This window comes from Stenotrophomonas sp. G106K1 (assembly GCF_037969685.1).
Lineage (GTDB): Bacteria > Pseudomonadota > Gammaproteobacteria > Xanthomonadales > Xanthomonadaceae > Stenotrophomonas > Stenotrophomonas lactitubi.
On the sequence record NZ_JBBPFR010000011.1, the window covers coordinates 1 to 20679 of the forward strand.

The following is a 20679-nucleotide window of genomic DNA, read 5'->3' on the forward strand; positions in this document are numbered from 1 at the left end:
TGCCAACCTTGGTTGGCACGGATGCGTGCATCCACGCATGGCGTGGATCTACTGCAACTGGCCGCTGCCCTGGTAGGTGCCAACCTTGGTTGGCACGGATGCATGCATCCACGCATGGCGTGGATCTACCAGTAGAGCCACCCCATGGGTGGCTGCGGATGTCCTGCCCCGTCCATCCACGCATGGCGTGGATCTACTGCAGCTGCAAACCGCCCCGCAACAAGGGCACCAGCCACTCGAGGAACACCTGCACACGTTGCGCACGATGCTGCCGGTGCGGCAGCAACAGGCTCACCGGCAGCGGCTGCGCGACGTGCTGCGGCATCACCTCCACCAGCGCACCGGAGTGTAGTTCGGCCTGCACGTCGTAGCGCGGAATCTGCAGCAGTCCCAGCCCCGCGACGCAGCAGGCAATCGATGCCTCGGCGTTGTTCACCCGCACCCAGCCGGTCATCGGCAGCGTGCGCAGCTGCGCACCGTCCTGCCATTCCCACGGCTCCACCCGCGCTGTGGTCGGCGATGCGTAGTTCACCGCACGGTGCTGCTGCAGGTCGGCAGGATGTCGCGGTACGCCGTGCTCGTGCAGGTACGCAGGCGCGGCAACGTTGACGAAGTCCAGCTGGCCCAGCGTGCGGGCCACCAGGCTGGAGTCACCCAGCTGGCCCACCCGCAGTACCGCATCGCAGCCGTCCTCGATCAGATTCACCGCGCGATCGGTCATGCCCAGGTCCAGCTCGACCTGCGGATGCCGTTCGAAGAAGTCGGGCAGGGCCGGGGCGATGATGCGGCGACCGATCCGGCTGGGCACATCGATCTTCAACAGGCCACTCGGCTGTGCGTCGTCCTGGCGGAACAGCGACTCGGCGTCTTCCACCTCGGCGATCAGGCGCAGGCAGCGCACGTAGAAGGTGTCGCCATCGTGAGTGGTGGAGACACTGCGCGTGGAGCGCTGCAGCAGGCGCGTGCCCAGACGCTGCTCCAGTTCCGCCACCGCCGCCGAGACGGTGGAGCGGGGTAGGCCGAGCTGATCGGCGGCGCGGGTGAAGCTGGTGCACTCCACCACCCGGGCAAAGATGCGGAAACGCTCGATCCGGTCCATTGTTCGCCCACTCTGGAAAGTTAAGTCAATGTTGCGGGCTTTATCCGCGATTTCTGCACGATATCGTCGTCAGCACAGGGTAGCCAGTCCGGCAGCCCCTCCCCGAGGCCCATGCCATGACCGACCACCGTATCCAGGGCAAGACCGTGCTGATCGCCGGGGGCGCCAAGAACCTCGGCGGGCTGATCGCCCGCGACTTCGCCGAGCAGGGCGCCAAGGCCATCGTCATCCACTACAACAGCGCCGCCACCCAGGCCGATGCCGAGGCGACCGTTGCAGCCGTGCAGGCCGCAGGTGCAAAGGCCGTGGCGTTGCAGGCCGATCTGACCTCGGCCGCGGCGATGGAGCGCCTGTTCGCCGACGCGGTTGCCGCCGTCGGTCGCCCTGACATCGCCATCAACACCGTCGGCAAAGTGCTGAAGAAGCCGATGCTGGAGATCAGCGAAGCGGAGTACGACCAGATGAGCGCGGTCAACGCGAAGACGGCGTTCTTCTTCCTCAAGGAAGCCGGACGCCATGTCAACGACGGTGGCCGCATCTGCACGCTGGTCACTTCGCTGCTCGGCGCGTTCACTCCGTTCTACTCCAGCTACGCCGGCACAAAGGCGCCGGTGGAACACTTCACCCGCGCAGCATCGAAGGAATTTGGCGAGCGTGGGATTTCGGTGACTGCGATCGGTCCCGGGCCGATGGATACGCCGTTCTTCTATCCGGCCGAGAGTGCCGATGCGCAGGCGTATCACAAGACCGCCGCGGCGCTGTCGGCGTTCACCCGCACCGGCCTGACCGACATCGCCGACATCGTGCCGTGGATCCGCTTCCTGGTGACCGACGGCTGGTGGATGACCGGGCAGACCATCCTGGTCAATGGTGGTTACACCACAAAGTGACGCAGGGTGAGGTGTCATTGAGCCGGGTCCATGCCCGGCTCGTCCTGCTCTGGCGACGCGGGAATTCTGCGTTGCACAGGTTGCGCAGGCACAATGTGCGACTGTTCCCGGGCTGGAGTGCCTGCCATGTTCCCCGCGTCCCTTAGCACATCGTTCCTGCTGCTGGCGCTGGTCGGCACTGTCGATGTGAATGCAGCGAGCGGTGATCCTGAGGCCGCCCGCTTCCAGCGGGACCTGCTTGCAGTTCTCGAATGCCGTGCCGGTGCAGACACCCAGCAGATCGTCGCCAACACCCTGCGTGCCGCACGCTACGGTGACCCGGACAGGCGTCCGTTGCATCTGCGTGACTGGCATTTCGAGCACACCGGAGACACCGGCGATGCTGCGGTGACCGTGATCGATATGCCGGTGCCATTGACTCTGCAGGGCGTGCAGACCCGCCGCGTTTTCGCAGATGACCAGGGATTCTCCATTGCCATCGATGCTGCGGCGCGCGATCGGATCGTTGCCTGCCATGGCCTGCAGCTGCGGTCGAGCACACTGCGTGAGCCGTTCAAGGTGTGGTCCGCACAATCCGTCGATGGCAGCGTGTCGACCTCGTCCATCATGGTGCGCAGTGTTGGCGATGAATATCGATTGGGATGCACCGCGCCACATGTCGGGACGCAAGTCGCGCGGTCACCGGATCGACAGCAGCGCGCTGATGCCAATGACCTCACAGCGGCCATCGAGTGCCGCGCCGACGATGCGACCCTGGACCGCGTCGAGCGCGTGCTGCAGCAGGTGATGGAACAGCCGCAGAGCGGGTGGCCGGCAGAGGTGCGCGCAGTGTCGGCACCCATGCATGCGATCAATGGCACGGTGCTTCCCGTCTTCCAGATCGAACTGCAGAGGCCGTTGCAGATCCCGGGTGTGGACACCGACAGGTTGCTCGTCGCACCTGCTGGCCTGTTTGCTGCGGACCTCGGCAGGGTCAACGTGGCAAGTGTGTTGCTCGACGCTGGCCTGAACGCTGCTGACCAGCAGGCCGGCGTGCAGGTCTGGCAACGCGAAGCTTCACGTAGCGGACTGCCGTCGGCCAGCATCCGCATCAATGAACGCGTGGTGGCCAGAACTGACGACGGCACTGTCCTGACCGGATGCAGCAGCTCGCAGATGCGCAAGGCGGGGAGCGATCCAAAGAACGTGAACATCCCGCACTGAGTGAAGCAGGGCGGGATGTGCAGAGAAAGGGTGCCGGGCGCAGCCCGGTACCCTGGCGACTCATCCCAGCTTGGTCAGCACCGCGTCGGTCGCCGCCGCAGTACTCACTGCCGAACCCTTCGCCGCCAGATCCGCAGTGAACACGCCATCGTCCAGCACCGCGTGCACCGCCGCTTCCACCGCTGCGGCTTCGGCGTCCAGCCCCAGCGAATGGCGCAGCAGCATCGCCGCGCTGAAGATCGTCGCGTACGGGTTGGCGATGCCCTTGCCTGCGATGTCCGGTGCCGAACCGTGGATCGGTTCGTAGATGCCGACCGCTCCCGGCTCGCCCAGCGATGCCGATGGCAGCAGGCCAAGCGAACCGGCCAACATCGAGGCTTCATCGGTGAGGATGTCGCCGAACATGTTCTCGGTGACGATCACGTCGTACTCGCGCGGCTTGGCCAGCAGGTGCATGGCCATCGAATCGACCAGTTGATGTTCCAGCGCGACGTCCGGGAACTCCTCGCGGCCGATGCGCGCGGCCACGTCACGCCACAGGCGTGAGGTTTCCAGCACGTTGGCCTTGTCCACCGAGGTGACCTTGCCGCGACGCTGCTGCGCCAGCCGGAAGGCACTGCGCAGCACACGCTCGATCTCGGCCACGGTGTAGCGGCACAGATCGCTGGCGCTGTCGGCATCGCGGGTCTTGTCGCCGAAGTAGATGCCACCGGTCAGCTCGCGCACCACCACGAAGTCCACGCCCTGCAGCAGCTCAGCCTTGATCGGCGAGGCGTGCAGTGCGGCTTCATGGGTGCGCACCGGACGCAGGTTGGCATACAGCCCCAGCGCCTTGCGGATCGCCAGCAGGCCCTGTTCCGGGCGCACCTTGGCGTTCGGGTCGGACCACTTCGGGCCACCCACCGCGCCCAGCAGCACCGCGTTGGCGGCCTGGCAGGCGGCCAGGGTCGAGGCAGGCAGCGGTTCGCCGTGATGGTCGATGGCGATGCCACCGATGTCGTGCTCGCTGAAGGTGAAGGTGTGGTTGAAGCGTTCGGCCACGGCTTTCAGGACGGCGACCGCAGCGGCGGCCACTTCCGGGCCGATGCCATCACCGGGCAGGACAACAATCTCAGCGTGCATGTTCACTCTCGTAACGTTCGATTTCAGGGACACGGCCCAACAGATAACCCAGCTGATCGACGCCTTCCAGCAGACAGGTCTGCGAGAAGCCGTCCAACGGGAAGGAGTAGACGCGGCCATCGGGCGAGCGCAGTTCGCGCGCGGCCACGTCAATGGTCAGCTCATCGTCCGGGCGCTGCATCAGCACCTGCACGTCGGCTTCGTCCAGCACGATCGGCAGCAGGCCGTTCTTCAGCGAGTTGCCGCGGAAGATGTCGGCGATCTCGCTGCTGACGATGGCGCGCAGGCCGAGGTCGGTCAGCGCCCAGGGTGCATGCTCGCGCGATGAGCCGCAGCCGAAGTTGCGCCCGGCCAGCAGGATGCTGCGGCCGGCGTTGTGCGGCTGGTTGAAGGCGAAGTCGGCCACCGGGGAGCCATCGGCCTGCCAGCGCCAGTCGTTGAACGCATTGCGACCCAGCCCGGCGCGCTCGGTGGTGGACAGGAACCGCGCCGGAATGATCTGGTCGGTATCGATATTGGTCTGGCGCAGCACCACGCTGGCCGAACGCAGGGTGCGGAAGCCGCTCATCAGGCCACCTCCTGTGCGAACAGTTCACGGGCATCGGCCACGTGGCCCTGCACGGCGGCCCAGGCGGCACTTATTGGCGAGGCCAGCAGGGTGCGCGAGCCCGGGCCCTGGCGGCCTTCGAAATTGCGGTTGCTGGTGCTGACCGCCAGTTGGCCGGGGGCGACCAGATCGCCATTCATGGCGATGCACATGGAACACCCCGGCTCGCGCCACTCGGCACCGGCCGCTCGCACGATCTCGTGGATGCCCTCGGCCTCGGCCTGGCGCTTGACGATTTCAGAGCCGGGGACTACCAGCATGCGCACGCGCTCGGCGACGCGACGACCGCGCAGCACCTGCGCCACTTCGCGCATGTCGCTCAGGCGGCCGTTGGTGCAGGAGCCGACGAAGACCACGTCCACCGGTGTGCCGGCCAGCGTCTGTCCCGCCTGGAAGTGCATGTAATCCAGGCCCTTCTGCGCGGCGGCATCGTTGGCCGCCGGGATCGGCGCGTCCACCGCGATGGCGGTGCCGGGGTGGGTGCCCCAGGTCAGGGTCGGGCGGATGTCGGCAGCATCGATGTGCACCTCGCTGTCGAAGCGCGCGCCTTCATCGCTGCGCAGCTGCGTCCAGCGGGCCACGGCGGCGTCGAAGTCGGCGCCTTTGGGGCCACGTGGGGTATTGGCAACGAAGTCGAACGTCACCTGGTCGGGAGCGACCATGCCGGCGCGTGCACCGGCTTCGATCGACATGTTGCACAGGGTCATGCGCTGTTCCATGTCCATCGCTTCGATGGTGCTGCCGCGGAACTCGATCACGTGACCGGTGCCGCCATTGACGCCGATCACGCCGATGATGTGCAGCACCACGTCCTTGGCGCCGACGCCGGGTGCCAGATGGCCATCGACGGTGATCGCGAAGGTCTTCGCCTTGCGCTGCAGCAGGCACTGCGTGGCCAGCACATGGCCGACCTCGCTGGTGCCGATGCCGAAGGCCAGCGACCCGAACGCGCCGTGGGTGGAGGTGTGGCTGTCGCCGCAGACGATGGTCATGCCGGGCTGGGTGAAGCCCTGTTCCGGTGCGATCACGTGGACGATGCCGCGGTTGTCCGAGGCCATGTCGAACAGCTCGATGTCGTGCTCGGCGCAGTTGCGCGCCAGCATGGCGACCTGCGCTTCGGAGGCAGCGCTGGCGTAGGGCAGGGTGCCGTCGGCGGCGGCTGGCAGGGTCGGCGTGGAATGGTCCATCGTCGCCTTGGTCCGATCCGGACGGCGCGGCTTCAGGCCGCGTTCGCGCAGCTCGGTGAAGGCCTGCGGCGAGGTCACCTCATGAATCAGGTGCAGGTCGATATACAGCACGGCGGGCGCGCTGTCGGTTTCTGGAACCACCACGTGGGCGTCCCACAGTTTGTCGTACAGGGTGCGGGGTGCGGAAGTCATGCGTTTGCCTGGCAGGAGTACGAAGTAGCGGACATCTAAGAGAAAGTAACAGGGTCAGGTCAGCGCCGACGCGCGAGCACGCGCAGGCGCACGTAGTCGGCCAGCGGCTGGCCAGCGGCGTTGCGCGGCAGATCGGCCAGCAGGGCGGCGGCGGCATCGCGCACGGTGGCGCGCGCGTCGGCCGGCAGGTCGTCCAGCAGCGGTGCGGCGAACACCCGCAGCCAGCCGGCAACGCCGGTCGGCAGCGCGGTCGGGCGTGGCAGGCATTCGATCAGCTGCACCTGGAAGCCATGCTGGCGCAGGCGTTCGGCGTAGGCATCGGCGCTGGGGAAGTACCACTGGAATGCGCTGGCACCGAGGCCATGGGCGACGCGCGCGGCCTGTACCGCCGCAACGATCGTGGCCACGTTGCCATGACCGCCGAACTCGGCGACGAAGCGGCCGCCGGGGCGCAGGGCGCGGCGCACGCCTTCCAGCACGCGATCCGGGTTGGGCATCCAATGCAGCGCTGCGTTGCTGAACACCGCATCGAACGCGCCGTCGAAGGTCAGGGCGTGGCCGTCCATCACCTGCGCATCGACACCCCGTGCACGGGCGGCGATCACCATTTCCGGTGAAGCATCGACGCCCTGCAGGTGTGCGCCGCTGAGGGCCAGTTCGGTGGTGAGCACGCCATCGCCACAGCCCAGGTCGAGGATGCGCTCGCCGGCCCGCGCGTCGAGCAGGCGCGCTACGGCGCCACCGAGGGTCGGCACGAAGCCGGCATCGATCGCATAGTCCTGGGCATTCCACTGCTGGCCAGCGCTGCTGGTGGCGGTTGCGGTGTCGAAGGCGCTCATCTCACATTCCTCAGGCGGTGGCGGTGGCAGGTGCTTCAGTGCTGACGCCGGCGTTGGCCTGGCGCTGGCGCAGCAGGCGGTTGGCTACGTCCAGCCAGGCCAGCGCGGAGGCTTCGATGATGTCCTTGCTAGTGCCGGTGCCGTCGTACTCGACGCCCTCGTGACGCACGCTCAGATTGGCTTCGCCGCGCGCATCGGCGCCGATGCCGACGCTGTGCACGTGGTAGCTGTCCAGCATCAGCTGCACGCCGGTGGCGGCAGACAGGGCGCCGAACAGGGCATCGACCGGGCCATCGCCCTGTGCGGTCTCGGCCACGCGGTTGCCGTCCGGGTCGGACAGTTCGACCAGCGCATTGGCGTGGCTGCCGACATCGCTGATGGTCATCGAGGCCAGGCGGTAGCCCTGTGCGTTGGAGCCGCCCTGCATCAGTGTCTGCAGGTCGGCGTCGGTGACCACGCGCTGCTGCTCGCACAGGCCCTTGAACTGCTCGAACACCAGCTTCAGCTCGTCTTCTTCCAGCCAGAAGCCCAGTGCGCGCAGGCGCGCTTCGACGGCGGCGCGGCCACTGTGGCGGCCCAGCACCATCTGCGAGTCCTCCCAGCCCACGTCTTCCGGACGCATGATTTCGTAGGTGCCGCGATGGCGCAGCATGCCGTGCTGGTGGATGCCCGATTCATGGGCGAAGGCATTGGCGCCGACGATGGCCTTGTTGCGCTGTACCGGCATGCCGACCAGGCGCTGCAGCAGCTGCGAAGTACCGACGATGCGCGGGGTGTCGATGGCGGTGTCCTGCTCGTAGAAGGCCTGGCGCACCTTCAACACCATCGCGATCTCTTCCAGCGAACAGTTGCCGGCGCGTTCACCGATGCCGTTGACGGTGCATTCGACCTGGCGCGCGCCGCCTTCGATGGCGGCCAGTGAGTTGGCCACGGCCAGGCCCAGGTCGTTGTGGCAGTGCGCGCTGAAGATCACGTTGCCCGCGTTCGGCACATCGGCGACGCCGGCGATGACCTGCTGGAACATCGTGCGGATTTCTTCCGGCGTGGTGAAGCCGACGGTGTCGGGCAGGTTGATGGTGGTGGCGCCGGCAGCGATCGCCACGCGCGAGACCTCGATCAGGTAATCCAGCTCGGTACGGGTGGCGTCCTCGGCGGAGAACTCCACGTCATCGATGTAGGAGCGGGCCAGCGCTACGTGCCTGTGTACCGATTCCAGTACCTGCTCACGCGTCATCCGCAGCTTGTGCTCACGGTGCAGCGGGCTGGTTGACAGGAACACATGCAGGCGCGGGTTGGCCGCCGCTTCCAGCGCACGCGCCGAGGTCTCGATGTCCGCCTGCAGGCAGCGCGACAGCACCGCCAGGCTCAGGCTCGGGCGGCGCAGTTCGCGGCCGATCAGGGCCATTGCTTCGCGGTCGGACTGCGAGCTGGCCGGGAAGCCGGTCTCGATGATGTCCACGCCCAGTTCGTCCAGCGCACGCGCCATCACCAGCTTCTGCGGCGGGCTCATGCTGCAGCCGGGGGACTGCTCGCCGTCACGCAGGGTGGTGTCGAAGATGCGGATGCGCGGGGTGGTAATTCGTTCGATGGTGGTCACAGGGAAATCTCCTCGACAGCGGGTGCGACGGCTTGCAGGGGGGAAGGGGAAGGCGTGGGGAAAGCGGTGGCGGTCGCCTTGCCGGGCGAACGCGGGGTTTCTGCCCGGCGCCGGCGCGGTTTGCGTGGCGGACGCGGACGGATATCGGTGAGCAGGCCGGCCAGCACACCGGCATCGATGTTGCCGCCGGAGACGACCGCGCACTTGCGGCGGCCGGCGACGCGACGTCCCGCGGCCAGTGCCAGCGCACCGGCGCCCTCGGCGATGATGTGCTCTTCCAGCGCCAGTCGCACCAGGGTCTCGCGCAGTTCGGCTTCGCGCACGATCACCACGTCGTCCAGCAGCGAGGTGCACAGGCGGCGGGTCAGGAAGCCGGGGATCTTCACCCGCACGCCATCGGCCAGCGACGGCACGGGATTGATCTCGCGCACGTCGCCGCGGATCGCGCGGGCCATCGAATCGACCCCCTCGACCTGCGCACCGACGATGCGCACGCCCTGCGACTTCAGCGCCAGGGCGACGCCGGATGCCAGGCCGCCACCGCCGATCGGTACGATCACCACGTCCGGCGCGTGTGCGGCCAGCTCGATGCCGACGGTGCCTTGGCCAGCGATGACATCGGCATCGTCGAAGGCGGACAGGAAGCGGTAGCCATGGCGCTGCGCCAGTTCCACGGCGAACGCATAGGCCTCGTCATAACTGTTGCCATGCTGGCGCACCGTTGCACCCCAATGGGCGACGCCAGCGATCTTGGTGGCCGGTGCGCCATGCGGCATCACGGCGATGGCCGGCACATCCAGGCGATAGGCGGCCCAGGCCACGCCCTGCGCGTGATTGCCGGCCGAGGCGCAGATCACTGGCCGGGTGTCGCCACGTTCGCGGGCGGCCAGCAGGGCATTGAGCGCGCCGCGCACCTTGTACGAGCCGGTGCGCTGCAGGTTTTCCAGCTTCAGCCAGGTGCCGAAGCGCTCGGCATGATGCAGTGGCGTGGGCGGCAGGAAGCGGCGCAGGCGGGCCTGCGCGGCCAGTACGTCGGCAACGGTTACGTCGCCGACATCGCTTTCCGTGCTGGCATCAGCGGCGGGCATGGGCCACCAGCAGGGTGTTGCCGACCACCGCATGCGGGCACGGGCGGCGAAGAAGGCGCCTCCGTACCGGCACCGTGGTGAATACGGTACGGGCGTTCATGCGGATACTCCTTCCAGTGCGGTCATCTGCACCGAAACGCAGTCGTAGATCTTTTCCATCTGCCGACACAGTGTTTCCGGCGGCCGCTGGCTGTCCACCACCAGTTGCAGGTGCCAACGGCCATCATCGGCGGCCACCGGTGCACCGGTGATCGCGCGCGGGGCGAAACCGCGGCGTTCGGCCATGCCGATCACGCGCAGCAGCGCGCCCTCGGCCGGTTGCAGCACCAGGTCAAGCCGGTATTGCATTGGGGATCTCCTGGCGTGCATGTGCAGGGTTGCTTTCCAGCATGGTGCTGTTGGCGGTATTGGGCGGCACCAGTGGCCACACGTTCGCGCGTGCATCGATGGCCACGTGCAGCAGGGCCGGGCCCGGCTCGGCCAGCAATGCGGCCAGGCCACCTTCGACGTCATCGCGCGCATCGATGCGCGTGGCCGCGATGCCGAACACCTTGGCCAGGGCCACGAAGTCCGGGTTGTCGGACAGGTCGATCTCGCTGTAACGCTCGGCGAAGAACAGCTCCTGCCACTGCCGCACCATGCCCAGCGAACTGTTGTCCAGCAGGATGATCTTCACCGGCAGGCGGCAGCGGGCGATGGTCGCCAGCTCCTGCACGTTCATCATGAAGCTGCCATCGCCGGACACCAGCACCACCGTGCGCTCAGGGCAGGCGAACTGCGCGCCCATCGCCGCCGGCAGGCCGAAGCCCATCGTGCCCAGCGCACCGCTGGTCAAGTGGTTGCGCGGATGATTGAAGCGGCAGTGCTGCGCGACCCACATCTGGTGCTGGCCGACGTCGCAGGCGATCACCGTATCGGCCGGCGCCAGTTCGCTCAGGCGCTTCAGCAGCGCCGGGGCGTAGATGTGCTGGCCCGGTGCGTCGTAGCGTGCGGCGAAGCGATCGCGATGCTGTGCGCAGCGCCTGCGCCATGCGTCCTGGTGGGCCTTGGGGGAGGGGAAGGCCGCACGCAGGGCGCGGATGGCATGGCCGACGTTGCCGGGCACGGCGACATCGGCGCTGCGCAGCTTGGAGATCTCGTACGCATCGGCGTCGATGTGCACCACGCGGGCGAACGGCGCGAACTCGGCCAGCTTGCCGGTTGCCCGATCATCGAAACGCGCACCCAGCACCAGCAGCAGATCGCTCTCCTGCACGGCCATGTTCGCCGCGCGGGTGCCGTGCATGCCCAGCATGCCCAGCGACTGCGGGTGCTGGGGAGGCAGCGCGCCCAGCCCGCGCAGGGTCATCACGGTGGGGATGGCGCTGGCTTCGACGAATGCGCGCAGATCCTGCACGGCATCGCCCAGGGCGATGCCACCACCGGCGTAGACCACCGGCTTCTCGGCCGCGGCCAGTGCGGCGATGGCCTCGGCGATGGCGGCGTCGGCGGCGGCCGGCGGCGGTTCCACATTGGCCGGCACATGCGCTGGCAGGCGGCTGGCATCGGCCAGCTGCACATCCTTGGGCAGGTCGATCAGCACCGGGCCGGGACGGCCCTCGCGGGCGATGCGGAAGGCATCGGCCACCACGCGCGGCAGATCATCGACGCTGCGCACCAGCCAGCTGTGCTTGACGATCGGCATCGTCAAACCGAACACATCCAGTTCCTGGAACGCATCGGTGCCCAGCAGTGGCGTGGCGACCTGGCCGGTGATGCAGACCATCGGCACCGAATCGAGCATCGCATCGGCGATGCCGGTGACCAGGTTGGACGCGCCCGGCCCGGAGGTCGCCACGCAGACGCCGACCTGGCCACTGGCACGCGCAAAGCCGTTGGCGGCCAGTGCCGCGCCCTGCTCATGGCGCACCAGGATGTGCTTCAGCGACGAATCCACCAGCGCGTCGTAGAACGGCATGATGGTGCCGCCCGGGTAGCCGAACAGCGTACGGACACCCTCGGCCTCCAGCGCCTGGGTCAGCCAGCGCGCGCCGTTGGGCGGCGCGCTGCGGTGTGTGGGAGAGTTCATGGGGGAACCTTGCAGAGCGGGTGGGGGTGCCGCGTTGTTACGCGGCTTGACCTTGCAACCAGACCATCTTGGCGCGCAGTTCCTTGCCTACCTTCTCGATCGGATGCTCCAGGTCGGCCTGCTTGAACCTGTTGTAGTTCGGCAGGCCCGCTTCGTACTCGGCCACCCAGTTCTTGGTGAAGGTGCCGTCCTGGATGTCCTTCAGCACTTCCTTCATGCGCTCCTTGGTGCCGGCGTCGATCACCCGCGGGCCGCTGACGTAGTCGCCGTACTGCGCGGTCTCGGAGATGAACTCCAACATGCGCGAGATGCCGCCTTCGTAGAACAGGTCGACGATCAGCTTCAGTTCGTGCAGCACTTCGTAGTAGGCGATTTCCGGCTGGTAACCGGCTTCCACCAGCGTCTCGAAGCCCGCCTGCACCAGTGCGGAAGCGCCGCCGCACAGCACCGCCTGCTCACCGAACAGATCGGTTTCGGTTTCTTCCTTGAAGGTGGTCTGGATCAGGTTGGCGCGCGCACCACCCAAGCCGGCCGCATAGGCAAGTGCGTACTCGGCGGCCTTGCCGCTCTTGTCCTGGTAGACCGCCCAGATGCACGGCACACCGCGGCCGATCTCATATTCGCGACGGACCAGTGCACCCGGGCCCTTCGGTGCGACCAGCACCACGTCCAGGTCGTCGCGCGGCTTGATCATGTCGAAGTGCACGTTCAAGCCATGCGCGAACAGCAGCACCGCGCCCTGCTTCATGTTCGGTGCCAGCACGTCCTCGTACAGCTTCTTCTGCACCATGTCCGGGGTCAGCACCGCAACCAGGTCGGCATCCTTCACCGCCTCGGCCGGTGCCTTCACGGTGAAGCCATCGGCCTGCGCCTTGACCTCGGTGGGGCCGCCCGGGCGCAGGCCTACCACCACATCGAAGCCGGATTCACGCAGGTTCAGCGCGTGCGCGCGGCCCTGGCTGCCGTAGCCGATGACGGCGATCTTGGTCTGGGGCAGTTCGTTGGTGCTCATGGGGGAGGTTCCTTGCGGGTGGGAAGAAAAAAGACGGCCGGCAGTCGAATCGACGTACCGGCCGGTCAGGGAAAAGCGGGGAGGGCAGCGCCGCGCGTCGCACAGGTACTGCCACCACGAGGGTTCGTGGTGCAGCGGGTCCGGGTTGTGCGATGGGCGTTGGTCATGGTGGTTGCGTCTGAAACCAGGTCCTGAAATGAAAAAACCCGCACCTGGGCGGGTGCGGGTTTTGATGAGTTCCGGTGTATTTGCTGCTTACACGCTGGCTCGTCCCGCACCTGTTGGTTGGGTAATAAGTACGAGCACAAGAATCGAACGCAGCGAGGCGGCGCCGGTATCGGCGGCTTCGATGTGGGTTCGCGGTGGCGTGTTGTGATGCAACATGTGATCGAGAAAACCACAGCCGTTTCCGCGCTGTCAACCCTCGCAGCGATATTCCTGTCAGTTTCCGCTGCATGCAGTGCAATCGCTTGTGGCGCAAGGATGGTTGCCGCTGAAAGTGTTTCGGTGAACCCGAATTCACTCTTTTCAACGGGTTTTTTGCGCGGATTCGGGGTGATTTCGCCTTGGTCCGCGCCGGAGTCATCGAAGCCGAAAGCAGTGCGGACCAAGGTCCGCACCCACCGAAGGACTGTCGTCCATGACCTATGCCCGATGGCCCCTGGTCGCCGCAGCAGCGAAGATCGGGTCACCACCCTTCCATCGGAACCCGACCGTGTCCCGACGTCTTGCCCGTTCCCTGCTGGCGACTGCCGTGCTGGCTGCCGTGCCCATGCTGTCCTTGGCTGCCGATCGCATTACCGGCCGCACTTTCGCCACCCGTTCGGAGGTGATCGCCCCGCATGCGATGGCCGCCACCTCGCAGCCGCTGGCCACCCAGATCGCGCTGGACGTGATGAAGGCGGGTGGCTCGGCCGTCGATGCCGCCATCGCTGCCAACGCAGCGCTGGGCCTGATGGAACCCACCGGCAATGGCGTCGGCGGTGACCTGTTCGCCATCGTGTGGGACCCGAAGACGCAGAAGCTCTACGGCTACAACGGCTCCGGCCGCTCGCCGAAGTCGCTGACCCTGGCCGAGTTCCAGCGTCGTGGCCTGAAGGAGATTCCGGCCACCGGTCCGCTGCCGGTATCGGTACCGGGCGCGGTGGATGGCTGGTTCGCGTTGCACGAGCGGTTCGGCCGCAAGCCGATGGCCGACAACCTGGCCCCCGCCATCCGCTATGCGCGCGAAGGGCATCCGGTGGCCGAAGTGATCGCCTATTACTGGGATCGCTCGGTGCCGAAGCTGTCGCAGTATCCGGGGTTCAAGGAACAGTTCACCATCGACGGCCACGCCCCGCGCAAGGGCGAGATGTGGAAGAACCCGAATCTGGCCGACACCCTGCAGAAGATTGCCGACGGCGGGCGTGATGCCTTCTACAAGGGCGACATCGCCCACACCATCGGCGATTACTTCAAGAAGAATGGCGGCTACCTGAGCTACCAGGACATGGCCGACCACCATGGCGAGTGGGTTGAGCCGGTCAGCAGCAACTACCGCGGCTATGACGTGTGGGAGCTTCCGCCGAACAGCCAGGGCATCGCCGCACTGCAGATCCTCAACGTGCTGGAAGGCTACGACTTCTCGAAGATTCCGTTCGGCTCGCCCGAACACGTGCACCTGTTCGTGGAAGCGAAGAAGCTGGCGTTCGCCGACCGCGCGCGCTTCTACGCCGACATGGCGTTCCAGCCGGCACCGGTACAGAAGCTGATTTCCAAGGACTACGCCGCGCAGCGCCGGGCGCTGATCTCGATGGACAAGGCGCTGAAGGAAGTGCAGCCGGGTACACCGAAGCAGCTGGAAGAGGGCGACACGATCTACATGACCGTGGCCGACGCCGACGGCATGATGGTGTCGCTGATCCAGTCCAACTACCGCGGCATGGGCAGCGGCATGGCACCGCCGGGGCTGGGCTTCATCCTGCAGGATCGCGGCGAGATGTTCGTGCTGCAGAAGAACCATCCCAATGGCTACGCACCGGGCAAGCGTCCCTTCCAGACCATCATTCCGGCCTTCATCACCAAGGGCGGCAAGCCGTATGCCAGCTTCGGCGTGATGGGCGGCGCGATGCAGCCGCAGGGCCACGCGCAGATCGTGATGAACCTGGTGGACTTCGGCATGAACCTGCAGGAAGCCGGCGATGCGCCGCGCATCCAGCATGAAGGTTCGACCGAGCCGACCGGGCAGGCGACGGCGATGACCGATGGTGGCGAGGTCAATCTGGAGACCGGGTTCCCGTACGAGACGGTGCGTGCGCTGATGCGCAAGGGCCACCGCGTGGTGTTTGCCGATGGTCCGTACGGCGGCTATCAGGCGATCCTGCGTGATCCGGAAACGGGCGTGTATTACGGCGCGTCGGAGAGTCGCAAGGATGGGCAGGCGGCGGGCTACTGAGTTTCCGGCCAACGGGCTGAGCCCCCTCGCGGTTGAACGCCAGAGCAGGTTCATGCGCTGGGGCGTGCGGGTGGGAGTGTCGGGGGACGCCGTGAATACGTTCTTGTAGGCTTAGCCGCGCCATCCATGGCGCGGATACCTCCGCCACCCCCACCCGCACGCCCCCCGATAGTTTCCGTGCGCGTCAGCCACGGAAGAGAGAGAAAGAAGAAGATCAAAAGCAAAGGCAACAGCCGCGCGCTTTGGGTTGGGGTCGGATCCGTTTTCCGATACACCTCATCCACGCATGGCGTGGATAGATTGTGTCGACCAAGGTCGACACCTACCGGCCGCGGGAAACTGTCGGGGGGGGGCGGGGGGGGGGGGGGGGGGTGGGGGGGAAGGACCGTTGGCGCCATCCATGGCGCCATCGAGCCCCCAGGGATGGGTTTACGGCGTGTCCTGCCCCCCCACACCGCCTCGCCCAGCCAGCAGTAACCCAGAGCCGCTTTGGCTTTTGAAGTTGCACTTGCCGTTGCTTGAAAAAAAGCGGTGCAGCCGCAGGCTGCAAAACCCCCTCAATCCGAATCCTGCGCGCGCGCCGCCTCCGCCTGGGTCTCTTCCTGCGCCGCCATCTCGCGTGCGATCCACGCATCGATCATGCGTCGCTGGCGCTGCGTTTGCCGGCGCTCCCGCGTGTACTCCTGGTCCAGCACCCGGTACAGCGACACCATCACCAGCACCATCAACAGCGCGAACGGCAACGCCGCGATCGTGATCATTCCCTGCAGCGCATCCAGCCCACCCGCCAGCAGCAATGCCGCCGCAATCAACGCTACTGCGATGCCCCACGCCAGCTTGCGCTTCAGCGGCGGATCGCCGGCTTCGTCGGTGGACATGCTGGCCAGCACCAGCACCGCCGAATCGGCCGAGGTCACGAAGAAGATCATCAGCAGCACCAACGCCACCGCCGACAGCATCAGCGACGCCGGCAGGCTGTCGAACAGAGTGAACAGCACCGTCTCATAGCCATTGCCCAGTGCCTGCACCAGGTCGGCATGGCCGAAGATCTGCGCCCACAAGGCCGTCCCGCCGAAAACGACGAACCAGAAGAAGCCCAGCAGGGTCGGTGCCAACACCACGCCGATCACGAATTCGCGCACGCTGCGGCCCCGCGAGATGCGCGCGATGAACGAGCCCACGAACGGTGCCCAGGAAATCCACCAGGCCCAATAGAAAATCGTCCAGTCGGCCACCCATGTGCTGCCGGAGAACGGCGACATGCGCAGGCTCATGGTCACCAGCTGGTTGAGGTAGGAGCCCAGCGTGGTGGTGAAGGTATCGAAGATGAAGCCGGTCGGCCCCAGCACCAGTACGGTCGCGGCCAACAGTGCGGCCAGCGCCAGGTTGAAGTTGGACAGCCACTTCACGCCGCGCTCCACGCCGCTGGCGGTGGAGGCCATGTACAGCATGAAGGCAATGGCGATGATGGTCATCTGCACCGGCACCGTAGCCTCCAGGCCGAACACGCGCTCCACACCCGCAGCGATCTGGATGGTGCCGAAGCCGAGCGTCGTCGCCACACCGATCGCCGTGGCAACCACCGCCGCGATGTTGACGACGCGGCCGATCCAGCCGCGGTGGTGGCGGCCGATGATCGGCTGCAGCATATCGCTGACCAGTCCGCGTCCATTGCGGTTGAACTGGAACCAGGCCATCGCCAGACCGATCAGCGCGTAGATCGCCCACGGATGCAGTCCCCAGTGGAAGAACGCGTAGCGCATCGAGGCACGCGCGGCGTCCATGCTCTGCGGTTCAATGCCTTCCGGTGGCTTGGTGAAGTGCGAAATTGGTTCGGCAGCTCCCCAGAACACCAGGCCGATGCCCATGCCGGCAGCGAACAGCATCGACATCCAACTGGCGCGCGAGAACTCGGGCTCGGCGTCTTCGCCACCGATGCGCAGGTTGCCGAAGCGGCCGAACGCCAGGTACATCAGGAATACCAGTGCCAGGAATACGACCAGCAGGTACAGCCAACCGACGCTGCGGATGACATCGCCCAGCGCCGCCTGCACGACGGTATTGAAGGGGCCGGGCGCGAGGCCGGCCAGCAGCACCAGGGCAAGCACCAGTGCGATGGAAATGCGAAACACCATGAAGGAGCTTCTCCGATCAAGGGATTGAGGGGAGCGAGCGAAAGCTTGCAGGGAGTGGGCCGGCAACAGCGTGCGCGTGCCGGACAGGAGCCGCGATGGCGGCAGGGAAAGCACCGCTTGCAACAGTGCGGTGCGCGTGCACGTTACTGAATGCGACGTCACGGTTCTGTTAAAGCGGGTACGCCAGATCCACACCATGCATGGATGAACGGCCAGGAGGTCGAATGGTTTCTATGCTCTAATGCGCACCAAGAAGCGGGGGTACCGCGGCCTTGTGGCCACGGTTGAGATAGTCCCTTGGAACCTGATCCGGCTCATACCGGCGTAGGGAAGCTTTGCAATGCAGCCGTGCCCCGACCACGCCCAAGGACCGCCTTGGTGCTGTCCGGGCGCAGGTGCAGTGCGCCGCCGCTTCGTCCCTGACCTTCCTGGACGATGCCCGATGAACGCACAGCTCTCTGCCCTGCAGCAACAGGCCCAGCAACTCTCCGAGTCCGTGACCCGGCCCATACCCGGCTCGCGCAAGATCCACGTGCCCGGCTCGCGGCCGGACCTGCAGGTGCCGATGCGCGAGATCGCGCTGACCCGCACGCCCACCGTGTTCGGTGGCGAAGAGAACGCACCGGTCACCGTCTACGACACCTCAGGCCCGTACACCGATCCGGACGCGCGCATCGACCTGTCTGTCGGCCTGCCGGCACTGCGCCGTGGCTGGGTGGAGGAGCGCAACGACACCGAACAGCTTGATGGCCTCAGCTCCTCGTTCGGCCGCGCGCGCGAGCACGATCCGAAGCTGGACCCGGTGCGTTTCCCCGCGCGCAGCCTGCCACGTCGCGCGCGTGCTGGTGCCAACGTAACCCAGATGCACTATGCGCGCCGCGGCATCATCACCCCGGAAATGGAATTCGTCGCCATCCGCGAGAACCAGCGGCTGGAGGCGATCCGTGATGCGGCACTGCTGCAGCAGCATCCGGGTGAAGCATTCGGCGCGTCGATCCAGCAGTTCATCACCCCGGAATTCGTGCGCGATGAAATCGCCCGCGGTCGTGCGGTGCTGCCCAACAACATCAATCACCCGGAAAGCGAGCCGATGATCATCGGCCGCAACTTCCTCACCAAGATCAATGCCAACATCGGCAACAGCGCGGTGTCATCGGGTATTGCCGAGGAAGTGGAAAAGCTGGTGTGGGCGATCCGCTGGGGCGGCGACACGGTGATGGACCTGTCCACCGGCAAGCACATCCACGAAACGCGCGAATGGATCATCCGCAACTCGCCGGTGGCGATCGGTACGGTGCCGATCTACCAGGCGCTGGAGAAGGTCGACGGCCGCGCCGAAGCGCTGACCTGGGAGATCTTCCGCGACACCCTGATCGAACAGGCCGAGCAGGGCGTGGACTACTTCACCATCCATGCCGGCGTGCTGCTGCGCTACGTGCCACTCACCGCCAAGCGCGTTACCGGTATCGTCAGCCGCGGCGGGTCGATCATGGCCAAGTGGTGCCTGGCCCACCACAAGGAGAACTTCCTCTACACGCATTTCGAAGACATCTGCGAAATCATGAAGGCCTACGACGTGACCTTCTCACTGGGCGATGGCCTGCGCCCGGGCTGCATTGCCGATGCCAACGATGCGGCGCAGTTCGGCGAGCTGGAAACGCTGGGCGAGTTGACGAAGATCGCCTGGAAGCACGACGTGCAGACCATGATCGAAGGCCCCGGCCATGTGCCGATGCAGCTGATCAAGGAGAACATGGACAAGCAGCTGCGCGAGTGCGGCGAGGCACCGTTCTACACACTGGGCCCGCTGACCACCGACATCGCGCCGGGCTATGACCACATCACCAGTGCCATCGGCGCGGCGATGATTGGTTGGTTCGGTACCGCCATGCTCTGCTATGTCACGCCGAAGGAGCATCTGGGCCTGCCCAACCGCCAGGACGTGCGCGACGGCATCATGGCCTATCGCATCGCCGCGCACGCGGCCGATCTAGCCAAGGGCCATCCCGGTGCGCAGGTGCGCGACAACGCATTGAGCAAGGCGCGATTCGAGTTCCGCTGGGACGACCAGTTCCACCTCGGCCTGGATCCGGAGAAGGCCAAGGAATTCCACGACGAGACCCTGCCCAAGGATGCGCACAAGCTGGCCCACTTCTGCTCGATGTGCGGCCCGCACTTCTGCTCGATGAAGATCACCCAGGACGTGCGCGAGTACGCCGAGAAGGGCATGCAGGAGAAGTCCGAGCAGTTCCGTGCGGCCGGCGCCGAGGTGTATCAGCAGGGCTGATTGCAGAGGGGCAGCGCCGGGTCATGCCCGGCGTCGTCCCATCACCCATCTCACGGACATGCCGCTATCCTCGGCCCATCGTTCCCCGGGGACAAGGAACCATGCCCATTGCCGTCACCACCCGCTGGCTGGCCATCGCCCGCCGTCATCCCTCTGCTTGGTTGCTCGGGGCACAGCTGTTGTCGGTGCTGCTGTACCCGGCGTTGGACGAAACCGCGGCCGGGCGCGCGGCCGTAGAGGTGTTCGGCATGGCCGTACTCGGCCTGGCCCTGTGGGTGGTGCAGCGCAGTCCGCTGGGAACCTGGCTGGCGTTGGTGCTGGCCATTCCGGCGGTGGTGTTTTCCCTCTCTGCGGCCCTGCTCGACCGGCCTGCACTGGGCATCACCGCACAACTGCTGGAAAGCCTGCTGTATTTCTATACCGCTGGTGCGCTGATCGCCTACATGCTGCAGGACCATAAGGTCACCCGTGACGAGTTGTTCGCCGCCGGTGCCACGTTCACGTTGTTGGCATGGGCATTCGCTTTTACCTTTGCCGTATGTCAGCAGTGGTATCCGGGCAGTTTTCAGGGCGCCAGTGGTGGGCCGCAGCGCACTTGGATGGAGCTGCTTTATCTGAGCTTCAGCTTATTGTCAGGCGTTGGGCTGAGTGATGTCGTGCCACTGCATCCGCAGGCCCGCGCGCTGGTCATGCTGGAGCAGTTTTCCGGCGTCATGTATGTCGCGCTGGTGGTTTCGCGGCTGGTCGGCCTGACCATGCTGAAACGCTTCTGAAAATGAACGCCAGATAAAAATATCGCGCCCGAAAGGGCGCGAATGATGATGCTTATTATGTGAATGCGTCGGCGAGAGAGAGCCTGATGTCGACCACGCGATAGGCGAGGTAACCCGCATAGGCTAATATCCGGAGGCTTCGTTTT

At 66.1% G+C, this 20679-nt stretch carries 16 protein-coding genes and 1 riboswitch; of the genes, 5 read left to right on the forward strand and 11 right to left on the reverse strand.

The window, feature by feature from the left end:
- Positions 1 to 193: 193 nt before the first annotated feature.
- Positions 194 to 1099 carry a LysR family transcriptional regulator gene (locus WKB25_RS11405; protein WP_340570720.1) on the reverse strand — a complete coding sequence of 302 codons (906 nt, stop codon included), beginning with the start codon at positions 1097 to 1099 and terminating at the stop codon, positions 194 to 196.
- A gap of 116 nt (positions 1100 to 1215) precedes the next feature.
- On the opposite strand from WKB25_RS11405, the gene WKB25_RS11410 reads away from it, so the two are divergent.
- Together WKB25_RS11410 and WKB25_RS11415 are read left to right on the forward strand one after the other, a co-directional pair.
- Complete coding sequence (locus WKB25_RS11410) at positions 1216 to 1989, forward strand: SDR family oxidoreductase (RefSeq protein WP_089236746.1); 774 nt, start codon at positions 1216 to 1218, stop codon at positions 1987 to 1989.
- Positions 1990 to 2019: 30 nt separating this feature from the next.
- Entirely contained in the window at positions 2020 to 3192 is a 1173-nt protein-coding gene (locus WKB25_RS11415) for a hypothetical protein (RefSeq protein WP_340570722.1), read from the forward strand.
- Between the two features lie 60 nt (positions 3193 to 3252).
- Here the strand turns inward: WKB25_RS11415 and leuB are convergent, their stop codons facing one another.
- From leuB to ilvC, 9 genes are all read right to left on the reverse strand, one after another.
- Positions 3253 to 4314: a 3-isopropylmalate dehydrogenase gene (gene leuB, locus WKB25_RS11420; protein WP_340570724.1), complete on the reverse strand. Its 1062-nt coding sequence runs from the start codon at positions 4312 to 4314 to the stop codon at positions 3253 to 3255.
- On the reverse strand, positions 4304 to 4882 hold the full coding sequence (leuD, locus tag WKB25_RS11425; protein WP_340570726.1) for a 3-isopropylmalate dehydratase small subunit: 579 nt from the start codon (positions 4880 to 4882) through the stop codon (positions 4304 to 4306). Before leuD ends, leuB begins: the two co-directional genes overlap by 11 nt.
- Positions 4882 to 6300 carry a 3-isopropylmalate dehydratase large subunit gene (gene leuC, locus WKB25_RS11430; protein ID WP_340570728.1) on the reverse strand — a complete coding sequence of 473 codons (1419 nt, stop codon included), beginning with the start codon at positions 6298 to 6300 and terminating at the stop codon, positions 4882 to 4884. The genes leuD and leuC overlap by 1 nt, the downstream gene beginning before the upstream one ends.
- 59 nt (positions 6301 to 6359) lie before the next feature.
- Positions 6360 to 7139: a methyltransferase domain-containing protein gene (locus WKB25_RS11435; RefSeq protein ID WP_340570730.1), complete on the reverse strand. Its 780-nt coding sequence runs from the start codon at positions 7137 to 7139 to the stop codon at positions 6360 to 6362.
- A 10-nt stretch (positions 7140 to 7149) separates the two neighbouring features.
- Positions 7150 to 8736, reverse strand: coding sequence for a 2-isopropylmalate synthase (locus tag WKB25_RS11440; RefSeq protein ID WP_340570731.1), 1587 nt, complete (start codon positions 8734 to 8736; stop codon positions 7150 to 7152).
- Entirely contained in the window at positions 8733 to 9824 is a 1092-nt protein-coding gene (locus WKB25_RS11445; protein ID WP_099821013.1) for a threonine dehydratase, read from the reverse strand. The genes WKB25_RS11440 and WKB25_RS11445 overlap by 4 nt, the downstream gene beginning before the upstream one ends.
- Positions 9825 to 9920: 96 nt before the next feature.
- On the reverse strand, positions 9921 to 10172 hold the full coding sequence (locus tag WKB25_RS11450; RefSeq protein ID WP_089236730.1) for an ACT domain-containing protein: 252 nt from the start codon (positions 10170 to 10172) through the stop codon (positions 9921 to 9923).
- The gene (gene ilvG / locus WKB25_RS11455; protein WP_340570732.1) at positions 10156 to 11892 is read right to left on the reverse strand and encodes an acetolactate synthase 2 catalytic subunit; all 1737 of its coding nucleotides are present in this window, start codon (positions 11890 to 11892) and stop codon (positions 10156 to 10158) included. Before ilvG ends, WKB25_RS11450 begins: the two co-directional genes overlap by 17 nt.
- 37 nt (positions 11893 to 11929) lie before the next feature.
- Positions 11930 to 12904 carry a ketol-acid reductoisomerase gene (gene ilvC / locus WKB25_RS11460; RefSeq protein ID WP_340570733.1) on the reverse strand — a complete coding sequence of 325 codons (975 nt, stop codon included), beginning with the start codon at positions 12902 to 12904 and terminating at the stop codon, positions 11930 to 11932.
- Between the two features lie 715 nt (positions 12905 to 13619).
- On the opposite strand from ilvC, the gene ggt reads away from it, so the two are divergent.
- A complete protein-coding gene (ggt, locus tag WKB25_RS11465) occupies positions 13620 to 15338 on the forward strand; it encodes a gamma-glutamyltransferase (protein WP_340570735.1) in 1719 nt (572 codons plus the stop codon).
- Positions 15339 to 15895: 557 nt separating this feature from the next.
- Here the strand turns inward: ggt and WKB25_RS11470 are convergent.
- Entirely contained in the window at positions 15896 to 17473 is a 1578-nt protein-coding gene (locus tag WKB25_RS11470) for a BCCT family transporter (protein ID WP_340570737.1), read from the reverse strand.
- Positions 17474 to 17720: 247 nt separating this feature from the next.
- Positions 17721 to 17822, forward strand: a riboswitch (TPP riboswitch).
- 93 nt (positions 17823 to 17915) lie between these two features.
- On the opposite strand from WKB25_RS11470, the gene thiC reads away from it, so the two are divergent.
- Positions 17916 to 19760: a phosphomethylpyrimidine synthase ThiC gene (gene thiC, locus WKB25_RS11475; RefSeq protein WP_340570739.1), complete on the forward strand. Its 1845-nt coding sequence runs from the start codon at positions 17916 to 17918 to the stop codon at positions 19758 to 19760.
- A 101-nt stretch (positions 19761 to 19861) separates the two neighbouring features.
- Positions 19862 to 20533 carry an ion channel gene (locus WKB25_RS11480; RefSeq protein ID WP_340570741.1) on the forward strand — a complete coding sequence of 224 codons (672 nt, stop codon included), beginning with the start codon at positions 19862 to 19864 and terminating at the stop codon, positions 20531 to 20533.
- The last annotated feature ends 146 nt before the right edge of the window (positions 20534 to 20679 follow it).